11 protein-coding genes are annotated in these 13,139 nt (G+C 65.5%); 4 read left to right on the plus strand and 7 right to left on the minus strand.

Annotation, left to right across the window (positions count from 1 at the left end):
- Nucleotides 1-44 precede the first annotated feature (44 nt).
- Both E4K65_RS00910 and E4K65_RS00915 read right to left on the minus strand, forming a co-directional pair.
- On the minus strand, nucleotides 45-815 hold the full coding sequence (locus E4K65_RS00910; RefSeq protein WP_135172501.1) for an SDR family NAD(P)-dependent oxidoreductase: 771 nt from the start codon (nucleotides 813-815) through the stop codon (nucleotides 45-47).
- Between the two features lie 220 nt (nucleotides 816-1,035).
- Nucleotides 1,036-1,323 carry a hypothetical protein gene (locus tag E4K65_RS00915; RefSeq protein WP_028172312.1) on the minus strand — a complete coding sequence of 96 codons (288 nt, stop codon included), beginning with the start codon at nucleotides 1,321-1,323 and terminating at the stop codon, nucleotides 1,036-1,038.
- Nucleotides 1,324-1,445: 122 nt separating this feature from the next.
- On the opposite strand from E4K65_RS00915, the gene E4K65_RS00920 reads away from it, so the two are divergent.
- From E4K65_RS00920 to E4K65_RS00930, 3 genes are all read left to right on the plus strand, one after another.
- Nucleotides 1,446-2,846 carry a CoA transferase gene (locus E4K65_RS00920; protein ID WP_135172502.1) on the plus strand — a complete coding sequence of 467 codons (1,401 nt, stop codon included), beginning with the start codon at nucleotides 1,446-1,448 and terminating at the stop codon, nucleotides 2,844-2,846.
- A 169-nt stretch (nucleotides 2,847-3,015) separates the two neighbouring features.
- Nucleotides 3,016-4,260 carry an efflux RND transporter periplasmic adaptor subunit gene (locus tag E4K65_RS00925; protein WP_135172503.1) on the plus strand — a complete coding sequence of 415 codons (1,245 nt, stop codon included), beginning with the start codon at nucleotides 3,016-3,018 and terminating at the stop codon, nucleotides 4,258-4,260.
- Nucleotides 4,261-4,298: 38 nt separating this feature from the next.
- On the plus strand, nucleotides 4,299-7,415 hold the full coding sequence (locus tag E4K65_RS00930; protein ID WP_135172504.1) for an efflux RND transporter permease subunit: 3,117 nt from the start codon (nucleotides 4,299-4,301) through the stop codon (nucleotides 7,413-7,415).
- A gap of 20 nt (nucleotides 7,416-7,435) precedes the next feature.
- On the opposite strand, the gene E4K65_RS00935 is transcribed toward E4K65_RS00930, so the two are convergent.
- From E4K65_RS00935 to E4K65_RS00955, 5 genes are all read right to left on the minus strand, one after another.
- The gene (locus tag E4K65_RS00935) at nucleotides 7,436-8,398 is read right to left on the minus strand and encodes an amidohydrolase family protein (RefSeq protein ID WP_135172505.1); all 963 of its coding nucleotides are present in this window, start codon (nucleotides 8,396-8,398) and stop codon (nucleotides 7,436-7,438) included.
- 50 nt (nucleotides 8,399-8,448) lie between these two features.
- A complete protein-coding gene (locus E4K65_RS00940; RefSeq protein WP_135172506.1) occupies nucleotides 8,449-9,006 on the minus strand; it encodes a P-loop NTPase family protein in 558 nt (185 codons plus the stop codon).
- A gap of 25 nt (nucleotides 9,007-9,031) precedes the next feature.
- Nucleotides 9,032-10,462: a TolC family outer membrane protein gene (locus E4K65_RS00945; protein ID WP_135172507.1), complete on the minus strand. Its 1,431-nt coding sequence runs from the start codon at nucleotides 10,460-10,462 to the stop codon at nucleotides 9,032-9,034.
- Nucleotides 10,463-10,649: 187 nt separating this feature from the next.
- Entirely contained in the window at nucleotides 10,650-11,429 is a 780-nt protein-coding gene (locus tag E4K65_RS00950) for an enoyl-CoA hydratase (protein WP_135172508.1), read from the minus strand.
- A gap of 182 nt (nucleotides 11,430-11,611) precedes the next feature.
- The gene (locus tag E4K65_RS00955; RefSeq protein WP_135172509.1) at nucleotides 11,612-12,304 is read right to left on the minus strand and encodes a hypothetical protein; all 693 of its coding nucleotides are present in this window, start codon (nucleotides 12,302-12,304) and stop codon (nucleotides 11,612-11,614) included.
- Nucleotides 12,305-12,592: 288 nt separating this feature from the next.
- Between E4K65_RS00955 and E4K65_RS00960 the strand changes: the two genes are divergently transcribed.
- Complete coding sequence (locus E4K65_RS00960) at nucleotides 12,593-13,138, plus strand: sigma-70 family RNA polymerase sigma factor (RefSeq protein WP_167770423.1); 546 nt, start codon at nucleotides 12,593-12,595, stop codon at nucleotides 13,136-13,138.
- Nucleotide 13,139: the final 1 nt, after the last annotated feature.

Raw genomic sequence — 13,139 nt, forward strand, 5'->3', positions numbered from 1 at the left:
GAATACTGGATCGCCCGCCTTCGCGGGCGATGACACAGTGCCCTCTAGAAATTCACCCGGTTCGAGATCGCCCCGTCCACGACGAGATTGGAGCCGGTCGTGAACCCCGACACCGGGCTTGCCAGAAACACCGCGGCGCTTGCGATCTCCTGCGGCGTTGCCATGCGGCCGGTAGGGTTGCGCTTCATCGCATCCTTGTAGCGCTCGGGCATGTTCTGCTCGATCATGTTCCAGACGCCGCCCTTGAAATAGACGGTGCCGGGCGAGACCACGTTGACGCGGATCTTCTTCTTCGCGTATTGCCGCGCCAGCCCCTTGGCCATGTGGATCAGCGCCGCCTTGATCGGGCCGTAGGAGCTCGCGAGATCGGCCTGTGCGGCCGAGATCGAGGAGATGATGACGAAGGCGGCGTCACCGCTTGTCTCGCCACTCGCTTCGAGGAACGGTCGCGCGGCATCGAATGCATGCACGGCGCCGAGCACGTCGAGCCGGAAATTCTGCTCCCAGGATGCCGCATCCTGACCTTGCGCCATCGCGCCGGCATTGGAGAACAGCATGTCGATGCCGCCGAGCTCCTTGGCAGCGCCCTCGACCCAGGATTTCAGCGCCGTGCCGTCGGTGACGTCGACCGGGCTGCCGGTGGCGCGGATACCGCTCGCCTTCAGCTCAGCGACGGTGGCCGCAACCTGATCCGCGTTGCGCGCGCATACTGCGACATTGGCGCCTTCGCCGGCCAGCGTCGCCGCAATCGCCCGCCCGATGCCGCGCGTGCCGCCGAGGACGATGGCGTTCTTTCCCTTGAGACCGAGATCCATGTTTGTTTTCCTTGTTGTTGGTCGTTCGACTTTAGCGGTTTACGCGACGGCGTTGAATACGGTCTCCGCGTCATACCCCGCGAAAGCGGGGTATCCAGTACGCCGCGGCGTCTCGGTTCTATCTCTGGCGTCTCTGGAATACTGGATCATCCGCTCCAGTGCGCAAGTGCGCACAAGGCGGATGATGACACCGTGCTGGATCGCCAAGACCGCGACGACCTCACTCCGGCGCCGCCCCCACCGGCGGGCCGCCGGGCGGGCGGTGCAGGTAGGTCAGCGAGACGTAGGCGCCGGCCCAGGAGCCGAGCGCCGCGAAAGCGACATAGAAGGCGTTTTCGGTATAGCTGATCACCGCGTAGGAGGAGAGCAGGTACCAGACCGCGCTCCAGTTCGCCGCCGGCACGCGCTTGCGCGCGATAACGGCGGAGGTGAACATGACATAGACCGCGTCGGTGGCCGCCGTTGCGATGAACACGGCGCCGGCGGTAAGGGGATCGATGGCGGCCATTGCATTCCTTTCTGCGATCGTGACATGGTCGCGAAAAGTACAGCATGATCCGGAAAAATGGGCAGCGGTTTTCCGGAAGGATACTACTTTAAAACAATAGCCCGAACGGGAGAGAAGCGGCCATGCAAAGCCCCGCCGATATTCTCAAGGGTATCTGGACCTCCGTTGGCGGCGATCCTGTCGCGCTCGAACGTGTACGGCTGACCGGGGAGGAGCCGCAGATCCCGTCCTCGTTTCGTGTCGCTGTCGCCGGCCAAACCACAATCGCTGCCGCAGGCCTCGCCGCCGCCGAAATCTGGCGACTGCGAAGCGGTGAGGCGCAGGACGTCCATGTCGACACGCGCCATGCCGTGGCCGAATGCCGTTCGGAGCGCTATTTGCGCCTCGACGACAAGCCGCCGCCGCCGGCCTGGGACGCCATCGCCGGCGTCTACAGGACCGGCGATGGCCGCTTCGTCCGCTGCCACACCAACTTTCCGCATCACCGCGACGCGGTCTGCAAGGTGCTCGCCTGCGAGGCGGAGCGCGAGAAGGTGCAGGCCGCGTTGATGCGGTGGAAGGGCGAGGAGTTTGAATCCGCGGCTTACGCTGCAGGCGGCGTCGTTGCCCTGATGCGCTCTTACGACGAGTGGTCCGCACTGCCGCAGGCGCGTGCGCTCGCCGAACTGCCGCTGATGTCGATCGAGAGGATCGGCGAAGCCCCGCCAAGGCCGTGGCCTGAAGGCGATCGCCCTCTCGCAGGCCTCCGCGTGCTCGATCTCTCCCGCGTCATCGCAGGGCCAGTCGCCGGCCGCACGCTCGCCGCGCATGGTGCGGATGTGCTGCTGGTGTCGGGGCCGGAGCTACCCGCCATTCCCTGGCTTACCATCGACACCGGCCGCGGCAAGCTCACCACGTTCGTCGAGCTGAAGAGCGAAGCGGGCAGGGCGCAGTTGCGCGAGTTGCTGAAGGGCGCCGACATTGTCTCGCAGGGCTATCGCCCGCGTGCGCTTGCCGCCCTCGGCTTCGGGCCCGAGGAGGCCGCGAAGATCAATCCCGGCATCGTCTACGTGACGCTGTCAGCCTACGGCCATGCCGGCCCCTGGGCCGAGCGGCGCGGCTTCGACTCTCTGGTGCAAACCACCACCGGTTTCAACCATGCCGAGGGGCAGGCCGCCGGCATCGACGGTCCCAAGGAACTGCCGGCACAGATACTCGATCACGCTACCGGCTATCTCATGGCGCTTGGCGCGATGATGGCCAAAGCGCGTCAGGCCGGCGAAGGCGGCAGCTGGCACGTGCGCGTGTCGCTGGCGCAGACCGGCCGCTGGTTGTGGAATCTCGGCCGGCTCGACGGCGGACTGGACACCCCGGATCTTACGGGCGAGGCCGTACATGCAGCGTTCATCGAGAGCATGCCATCTGGCTTCGGCACGTTGAAAGCGGTGCGCCATTCGGCGCTGCTGTCGAGAACGCCGACGCAATGGAGCCGTCCGGCGATGCCGCTCGGCAGTCATCCGGCACAGTGGCCGCTGAGAAGCTGACACTTGGCTTACTTGGATAGCTTACTTGGAGCTGACGCGTCGCAAAATTTTAACGCAAACGGAAAGGTGCGGGGCGTTTTTTAGGTTGTTTGAAATCTGAATTCGGCACTATTAGCGCGACCGATGAGGCAGTCATTTGCCGAGATCGTCGCAGACATGACCGGGCCCCATGGTAGTTGAAAATACCAAGCGATTGCAGGTGCTTACAAAACAACGGGTGATCACATCCGTAGTTTTACTGGCACTCGCCGGCGCCGGTGCCTATGGCTTCCTCTATGCGGGGGCCAAGGAAAAAAGTCATTCCGAGGTCTCCAGCCAGTCGCGCAGGAATGCGCAGAACTTCACGCCGACGCCGTCCGAATGGGCGACGCTGACGATCGAGCCGGTCAAGGCCAAGACCTTCCGCGCCGAATATGTCACCGAAGGCAAGGTCGCGGTCGACGAGGATCGCTCGACGCCGGTGTTCTCGCCGTATGCGGGCAGGGTCACCAAGCTGCTCGCCAAGCCGGGCGAGATGCTGAAGCAAGGTCAACCGCTGTTCACGATCGAGGCCGCCGACACCGTGCAGGCCCAGAACGATTTCATCGCGGCGATGACCTCGCAGAACAAGGCGAAGTCGGCGATCGATCTTGCCGACATCCAGTTCAAGCGGGCCAAGGATCTCTATGAGGGCCACGCCATTCCGCTGAAGGACTATCAGCAGGCGGAAGCCACCCAGGTTCAGGCGCAGAACGACATGCGCTCCTCGGCGACGGCGCTGGAAGCCGCACGCAACAAGCTGCGGATTCTCGGCTTCACCGACGAGACCATCAAGGTGTTCCAGGACAAGGGCGTCATCGATCGGGAGATCACGATCTACTCGCCGATCTCCGGCACGGTCGTGCAGCGTAAGATCGGCCCAGGCCAGTACGTCAATTCCGGCGCCAGCGATCCGGTCTTCGTGATCGGCGACCTCTCAACGGTCTGGCTCACCGCCTTCGTGCGCGAGAGCGACGCGGCCGCGGTATGCATCGGGCAGGACATCACCGTCAACGTGATGGCGCTGCCGGGGCGGCCGCTGACCGCCAAGATCAACTACGTCGCCGCCGCGATCGATCCCAGCACCCGCCGTCTGCTGGTTCGCGCCACCATCGACAACAAGGACGGCGTGCTCAAGCCGGAAATGTTCGCCAACGTCACGATCTATTCGGCTGGCGACCGTGCGGCACCGGCGGTGCCGAAACAGGCGCTGATCTATGAAGCCGACAAGGTTCGCATCTGGGTGGCGCGCGAGGACAAGTCGGTCGAGCTGCGCCAGATCAAGATCGGCCTCATCAACGGCAACCTCGTTGAAGTCACGAGCAACCTGAAGCCCGGCGAGCAGATCGTCACCAAGGGCAGCTTGTTCATCGACCGCGCGGCGTCCGGCAGCTGATCGACGACCCAAAAACTGACAACAAACTGAAGAGCTGAATGGATCGTCTCGTCGCCCTTGCCGTCAACCGGCGCTTCCTGATGGTCGGCATGTTCGTTGCCGTGCTGATCGGCGGCCTGATCGCGTTCAACCAGCTCAACATCGAGGCCTATCCCGACCCGACCCCGCCGATGGTCGATATCGTGACGCAGAGCCCCGGCCTGTCGGCCGAGGAAATCGAGCGTTACATCACGATCCCGATCGAGACCCAGGTCGCGGGTCTGAAGAACCTCACGACCATCCGCACCATCTCGCTCTACGGCCTCTCCGACATCAAGCTCCAGTTCTCCTTCGCCTACACCTATGACGAGGCGTTGCAGCAGGTCTTGAACCGCCTGGCGCAGCTCGCGCCGCTGCCGGGCAATGTGCAGCCGCAGATCTCGCCGCTCAGCCCGATCGGCGAGATCTTCCGCTACCGCCTGGTCGGCCCGCCGAATTACAGCGTGCTCGACCTCAAGACCATCCAGGACTGGATCCTCCAGCGCCGCTTTCGCGCCGTGCCGGGCGTCATCGACGTCACCGGCTGGGGCGGCAAGAGCAAGACCTACGAGCTCCAGGTCGACTTCAACAAGCTCGTCGCCAACGGCCTGACGCTGCCGCAATTGCTCCAGGCGGTCGGCAATGCGAACGTCAATGTCGGCGGCAACACTGTCAATATCGGCCAGCAATCGGCCGTGGTGCGCGGCGTCGGCCTGATACGTTCGATCGACGACCTTGCCAACACCATGGTCTCGCAGACCAACGGCAACCCGGTGCTGGTCAAGGACGTCGCCACCGTCACCGTCGGTCAGAAGCCTCGTCTCGGCATTGCCGGCCTCGACGAGTCCGACGACATCGTGCAGGGCATCGTCCTGATGCGTCGTGGCGAGCAGAGCTCGCCAACCATCAAGCGCGTCCACCAGCTCGTTCAAACGATCAACGACTCCAGCATCCTGCCGCCCGGCGTGCGCATCGAGCGCATCTACGACCGCGGCGACCTGATCGAGCTCACCACCCACACCGTGCTGCACAACATGGTGGTCGGCATCCTCCTGATCGTGCTGTTGCAGTGGATCTTCCTCGGCGATTTGCGCAGCGCGCTGATCGTCGGCGCCACCATTCCGTTCGCGCTGTTCTTCGCGGTGATCATCCTGGTGCTGCGCGGAGAATCGGCGAACCTGCTGTCGGTCGGTGCGATCGACTTCGGCCTGATCGTCGATGCCACCGTCATCATGGTGGAAGCGATCTTCCGCCGCCTGACGCAGACGACGCCGGTGTCCGAATCCGAGCACATGTCGCCCGAGACGCTGTTCGGCATGAAGAGCCACGCCATCCTCAGCGCCGCGGCCGACGTGTCGCGCTCGATCTTCTTCGCCGCCGCCATCATCATCGCGGCCTTCCTGCCGCTGTTCACGCTCTCCGGCGTCGAAGGCAACATCTTCGGACCGATGGCGCGCACCTATGCCTATGCGCTCGCCGGCGGGCTGCTGGCCACCTTCACGGTGACGCCGGCGCTGTCCGCGATCATCCTGCCCGCGCATGTCGAGGAAACCGAGACCAAGGTCATGCTGATCCTGCACCGGATCTACATGCCGGTGCTGCATTGGGCGGTCGCCAATCGCGGCATCATGCTTAGCGGTGCGGTCGGTCTCGTGCTGATGACGGTGGCGCTTAGCCGGCTGCTCGGCCTCGAATTCCTGCCCAAGCTGGAAGAGGGCAATCTCTGGATCCGCGCCACGCTGCCGCCGACCATCTCGCTCCAGGAGGGCAACACCTACGTCAACGAGATGCGCAAGGTGATCCGCGCCCGGCCCGAGGTGGAATCCGTGGTGTCGCAGCACGGCCGTCCCGACGACGGCACCGACGCGGCCGGCTTCTTCAACGCCGAGTTCTTCGCGCCGCTCAAGCCCGTGAGCCAATGGCCCGGCACACGCGACAAGGAAGAGCTGACCGCGCAACTGCTCAAGCAGCTCGACGACCGCTTCCCCGGCGTCGAGTTCAATTTCTCGCAGTATCTCCAGGACAACGTCTCCGAAGCTGTCTCCGGCGTGAAGGGCGAGAACTCGATCAAGCTGTTCGGCAGCGATCTGCAGGCGCTCACCGACACCGCCAACAAGATCAAGCAGGTGCTGTCGACCGTGCAGGGTGTCACCGACCTTGCTGTGTTCACCTCGCTCGGGCAGCCGACCATCCAGATCGACATCGACCGCGCCAAGGCCGCGCGCTACGGCCTCGCACCGGGCGACATCAACGCCACCATCAAGGTCGCGATCGGCGGCGACACCGCGGGCGATCTCTACGAGCCCGGAAGCGACCGCCATTTCCCGATCATCGTCCGCCTTGCGCCGGAATATCGCAGGAGCGCGGAGGCGATCCAGAACCTGCGCATCGGCGCGCCCGGCCCGAACGGCACTGTCACGCAGATCCCGTTGAGCGAGGTCGCCAGCATCAGCCTCGTCTCGGGTGCGGCCTACATCTATCGCGAGCAGCAGGAGCGCTACCTGCCGATCAAGTTCTCGGTGCGCGAGCGCGATCTCGGCAGCGCGATCCGCGAGGCGCAGCAGAAGATCGCCGACCAGGTGCAGCTGCCGCCCGGCTCGCACATGGATTGGGTCGGCGAATTCGGCAATCTCCAGGACGCGATCCGGCGCCTGTCGATCGTGGTGCCGATCTCGCTGGCGCTGATCGGCGTCCTGCTCTGGTTCAATTTCGGCTCGATGACCGACACGCTGCTCGCCATGAGCGTGATCCCGATGGCGATCTTCGGCGGCGTGCTGGGTCTGTTGATCACCGGCACGGCGTTCAGCGTCTCCGCGGCGATCGGCTTCATCGCGCTGTTCGGCATCGCGGTGATGGACGGCATCATCATCCTGTCGCAGTTCAATCAGCTCATCGAGGAAGGCATGGACCGCGTGAGCGCGGTGATCCGCACCGGCGAGCTTCAGCTTCGGCCAGTGCTGATGACCTGCGTCGTCGCCGGCGTCGGCCTCTTGCCCGCTGCGCTGTCGGAGGGCATCGGCTCGCAGGTGCAGAAGCCGCTCGCGGTCGTCGTCGTCACCGGCATGATGCTGGCACCGGTCGTGATCCTGGTGACGCTGCCGGTGCTGATCTCCTTCTTCTCCCGCCGCGCGCGCTGATCGCGGGCGGCCGTCGCGACTCAGAATCCGTAGAGTCGCGCCGGATTGTCGACCAGGATCTTCTTGAGCACATCCGCATCCGGTGCCCACACCGGGAGCTGGTTGAGCAGGCGACCGTCGTCGATCTGGTAGAGCGGCGCGATGTCGGTGGCTTTCCGTCCCTCGACGCGGCTCGAATCCGGATGCGGCCAGTCGGTGCCCCAGACGATGCGATCCGGATTGGCCGCGATCAGCGCGCGCGCATAGGGCACCATGTCCTGATAATCAGGCGCGAGTTTTGACGAGCGATAGGCACCGGAGATCTTCACATAGGCCTTGCCGGATTTGACGAGCGCGACCAGGTCCGCAAATCCCGGCTGCTCCAGCCCGAGCGAAGCCTCGAGGCCGCCGAAATGATCGAACACCGCGGGCACGGGCGCGGCCAGCACCAGGTCCTTGATCGCCGAGATCATCGGCAGCGTGGTGTAGAGCTGCACGTGCCAGCCGCGCGCCTTCATGCGCTCCACGGCCGCGGTGAAGCGGGTCCGGCCGACATTGGGATCGCTGACGCCGCCGGTCGCAAGATTGATGCGAATGCCGCGGAAGCCGTCCTGCTGCATCGCGTCGAGCTGGACCTCCGTCGTCTTGTCGTCGATCACGGCGACCCCGCGCGCGGTTCCGCCACGCGCCTTCATGCCGAACAGAGAGGAGGAGTTGTCGCTGCCGTAGACGCTCGGCGTCACGATCACCACGCGCTCGATATGCAGCGCCTGGTGCAGAGCGGCCATTTCTTCAGGGCTTGCCGGCTCAGGCGTATAGACCCGTCCTGCGAAGAACGGAAACTTTTCGACATCGCCATGGATGTGGGTGTGGCAGTCGCAGGCCTGCGCCGGCACGTCGAAATTGACCGGCGTCGCGGGCTGCGACGCGCGGGCGTGGGCTTTGCTGGTCATGGCTACTCCGGCGGTAAGTGAGGCAAGCAGGACGCTGCGTCGGTTGAGCATGGTTGTCTCCCTGCTTCGTTATTTGGAGGTGGGACCGCAACAGTATCACATCAGCCGGGTAACCGCTCCGCCTCGCTGCATAGCTGCTCGACAAGATCCGCAAGCGGGCGTGAGCCGTCGATGCGTACGACCGGGCAGGGCAGGCCCGCGAGCCAGGCCTCATCTTTTGTGAGACTGCGGCCCTCGCGATCGCCGGCTTCGTAGCGCGAGGCCCATTCGACAAACGACTCCGTCTCCTCATGACGCCAGCCGCCCTGTGCGACGGCATCAGCTCCGAAATGCGTAGCCTCGCGGCCACGCAGGCGCTGCAAGCGAAGCTCGCGCGGCGTCGTCACAAAGACGACGAGATCGAAGAACGGGACGAGCTCGTCGCCCCAGCCGGTGACGGTTCCGCTCAGCACCCAATCGAGACGCGGCAGAAACATCTCGCGTATCAGGCGCAGGCGCTCTGCGGCGGGGCGCGTCGTCTGGTAGGGCGGCGCGGTCGGCAGCCAGAAGTAGTCGTCGCTGTCGTGATGCGGAAGCGCAAGCCGGGCGGCGAGCGCGCGACCGAGCGTCGTCACGCCGGAGCCCGAAGCTCCCATCAGATGGATGCGGCGGCTTTTCATCAGCACCAGCCCAGAAGATCTGGAATTACTGCCCCGACGGCGTGCGCAGGCCGTGCCAGGCGTCGCGGACCTGCTGATAGTGCACCTCGGGCAGGTAGTCCGGCGTGTTCAGGCTCAAGGTCTTGACGTCGAGATGGCCGACGGCGCTGAGCAGCGTGTAGGAGGCGATCACGCGGTCGCGCAGCGCGCCGATCAGCCGCGCCTTGGCCTGGATCAGGTCGGCCTGCGAGTTCAGCACGTCCACCGTCGTGCGCTGTCCGCCGGCGGCCTCGCGCTGCACGCCCTGGAGCGCGACGGTCGCCGCCTTCACTTCGGACTCGGAGGCCGAGACTGCGATCTTGGCACCTTCGTTCGCAACCCAGGCGCTGACCGCTGCGGTGCGGGCCTGATTGCGTACCTGGTCGAGCACGAGCCGGCTCTGCGCGGTGATCTCCTTGGCCTGCCGCGTCTGCGCGGCGGCCTGGCCGCCGTCGTAGATCGGCGCGGTGACGTTGGCGACGATCGAGGCCTGGTCCTCTGCGAAGGTGCCGAGCGTCGGGTCGTTGTTGCGGCTCTTGCTGGCGCTGCCCTGGATGCTGGCACTCGGCAGCAGCGCGCCTTCGGCGACGCGGATGTTGGTGGAGGCGACATCGACGTCGAAACTTGCGGCCATCACCGCCGGGTGCTGGCGGATCGCCATCGTCAACGCGTCTTCGCGGCTCTTCGGCAGGTAGCGGTCGACGACCTCGGCGGGCCGGAGCTGCGACGGCGCATTGCCGATCACCTGCGCGTACATCGCCTGGCTCACGGCGAGCGCGACTTCGGCGGCATTGAGGTCGGAGAGGCCACGGTTGAGACGGGCTTCGGCCTGCGCGGAGTCGGTCGGCGTGACGTCGCCGGCGTTGAGGCGGCGCTGCGTGACGGCGAGCGTCTCACGCAGGAAGGCGACGTTGGAGCGCTGCGCCTCGACCAGCGACTGGTTCGCCAGCACGTTGGTGTAGGCGGTGACCGCGTCGAGCAGCACGCCCTGGCCGACATTGCGCAGCGCCTCGCGGCCCGACTGGACCTGGAGTTCGGCGGCCCGCACGTTGTTGGCGGTGCGGAACCCGTTGAACAGGGTCTGCGTCACGGTGACGCCGATCACCCAGGGCTTCAGATTGGCGGTCTGGATGGTGTTGTCGGGCAGCAGATTGCGCACCGATTGCAGGCCGGCGCTGAGGCTTGCCACGATCTGCGGCCGGTAGCCGGCCAGCGCCTGCGGCACGTTCTCGTCGGTCGCGCGCTGCCGCGCGCGCTCGGCATTGAGCTGCGGGTTGGTCTGGTAGGCCTTGGCGAGCGCCTCCGGCAGGGCTTCGGCCCATGCAGCGGAGGAGAGGGCGCAACACACCGCCAGCGTAGTCCATGTCGCAAGCACAGGACCCACGCCCGATCGATGCCGCGTCATCACGCGACCAGCTCTGGCGGCTCGCCCAATCATGTAATCCCGCTAACCCCGGCTGTCCGCCCCCGCCGACGGTGGCCTCTTAGCTGTTTAACCAGCCGGGGTCCCGCAGGCAAACTGCCGCGGGGAAAACCCCCATGTATTCCGTGCTTGTTGCAGGTGCGTCACAGGGGTTGTGCGGGAAAGCGGCGGAGTCTTACACCGGCCTTACCGTTTGCCGGCGTTACCGATTCTTGTTCACCGGCTTGCGCTTCTCGATGAACGCCGCCATGCCCTCGGAGCGGTCTTCCAGCGCGAAGGTCGAGTGGAACAGGTTGCGCTCGACGCTCATGCCCTCGGCAAGCGTGGTCTCGAAGGCGCGGTTCACCGCTTCCTTGGCCATGGCGACGGCGGGGCGCGACATCGAGGCGATCTTCTCGGCGGCGGCCATGGCTTCGTCCATGAGCTTGTCGGCGGGCACGATGCGGCTGACGAGGCCGCTGCGTTCGGCCTCCGCCGCATCCATCATGCGACCGGTGAGGCAGAGGTCCATCGCCTTGGACTTGCCGATGGCGCGGGTCAGGCGCTGGGTGCCGCCGATGCCGGGAATGGTGCCGAGCGTGATTTCGGGCTGGCCGAATTTGGCGGTGTCGGCGGCGATGATGAAGTCGCACATCATGGCGAGCTCGCAGCCGCCGCCGAGCGCGTAGCCCGCGACCGCAGCGATGGTCGGCTTGCGGCAGCGCGCGATGCGGTCGCCGCCGATCGCGGCGAAATCCTCGGAGAACATGTCGATGAAGCCCTTCGGCTGCATCTCCTTGATGTCGGCGCCGGCGGCAAAGGCTTTCTCGCTGCCGGTCACGACGATGCAGCCGATGGCATCATCGCCCTCGAGATCGTCGACCGCGGCTGCAATCTCGCGGAAGACGCCGAAGGAGAGCGCATTGAGCATCTTCGGCCGGTTCAGCTTGATGATGCCGACCGCGCCTTTGCTTTCGACGATGATGTGTTCGAACGTGCTCATGCTCCACCCACGCTTTTGATTGGGCGGGCAATGTGCCCGCTGCCGCGGTGGGCTTCAAGGGGCCTGAAAAGCTGCCGGAACAAGGTCGCCCGGAACGCGCAGCAAACTGCGCGTCCCGGGCGAGGTCCGTCGGGCCAAAAGATCAGGCCCAAGAAATCAGGCCAAGAAATCAGGCCAGGAAATCAGGCCATGAACATCCGCGCGGCGGAGGCCAGGGTCAGTAGCGTGCCGACGCCGATGAAGATCTTGCCGATCAGGGAGCTCTGATCCCAGGCCGTGCTCTGGTGGCTGCTCGCCATCACCGGCGCGGGTCGCGGCTGCGCGTCGGTTGCGGCGATCACCGCGTTCTGCTTCTGCGTCGGAGGGCTGTCCTGTTGCAGGGCGCGGTCGAGATCGTTGAGCTGGTCGGGCGCCACCACCTGGCTCTCGGCATTCGGGGCGGCGGTATTATCGGCCGCTGCCTGGACGTTGTCGTTGGCGCGGCCCGTCATCGCGGAGGCCGCAGCCGCGGGCGGCGTATCGGCGGCGGCGAGCTGCGCATTGGCGTTGGCGACTTCCGGCGGCATCTGGCCCGAGGCCGGCACGTCGCCACCGGCCTTGCTGTCAGCCTTGTTGTCAGCCTTGGCCTCGTCGGTCTTGGCCGCGGCGTCCGTCTTGCCGGCTTTGTCGTCGGTGGACTTCTGCGCCGTCTTGCTGCTGGTGCGGCGAGCATCGTGGCGCTTGTGCTTGCTCGGCTGGACTGCATCAGCCTGTTTGCCCGCGCTGTCCGATTTGCTGCTCGCAGCCGAATTCGGCGCCGCCTGTGCAGCGCCTCCGAACACCAGGAAAAGCCCGGCCAGAAGAATCAGGGCAGCGCGCCCGCTGGCTTTCATCATGTTGACGATCTCCCCAATCCACCCATGCCCGGACCGAACAGAGACGCCGTGGCGTGACGACAGCGGGGCAAAAAATGGGAATCTTCGGGCTAGACCGGGCAAAAACGGGGCAAGCCACCCCTTCGGGGCTGGCCGCCGGATGCGGACGGGATCGATCGGTGTTATGAGCCGTCGCAGATTTCCGCGGCCGCATTGGACGGTGGCATGGCATCGATCACGAATTCGTGATCATGCGGGTGCCGGCGTAACAAATTGAAAGAGCGGCCGAATTGCATGGTGAGGGCGCGCGTGCGCGGACGTGAGGACGAATGGACCGGCCTGATGCGGTCGGCCATGGCAGGCGATGATGCGGCGTATCATCGCCTGTTGAAGGCGGTCACGCCGGTGCTGCGCGCTGCCGCGAGGCGCGGGCTGGCGCGGGCCGGCCAGCCTCCCGACCAGGCCGAGGATATCGTGCAGGAGATTCTGTTGGCGGTGCATCTGAAGCGGCACACCTGGGACAGCGAAGCCCCCTTCGCACCCTGGCTGTTCGCGATCGCCCGCAACAAGCTGATCGACGCGCTAAGACGGCGGGGCCGGCGCGTCTTCGTCAACATCGATGATTTCGCCGAGACCCTGCCGGGCGAAACGCCGCAGGAGACGGCTTCGGCGGGCGAGGTCACAGCGCAGCTCAATACGCTGCCGCAGCGCCAGCGCGACGTGTTGCAGTCGATCGCGGTCGACAGCGCGTCGATCAAGGATACGGCGGCAAAGTATTCGATGAGCGAGGGCGCAGTGCGGGTCGCTTTGCATCGCGGACTTGCGGCGCTCACGGCCAAACTGCGGGACGACTAGT

The sequence above is a fragment of the Bradyrhizobium niftali genome, from assembly GCF_004571025.1.
GTDB classification, from domain to species: domain Bacteria; phylum Pseudomonadota; class Alphaproteobacteria; order Rhizobiales; family Xanthobacteraceae; genus Bradyrhizobium; species Bradyrhizobium niftali.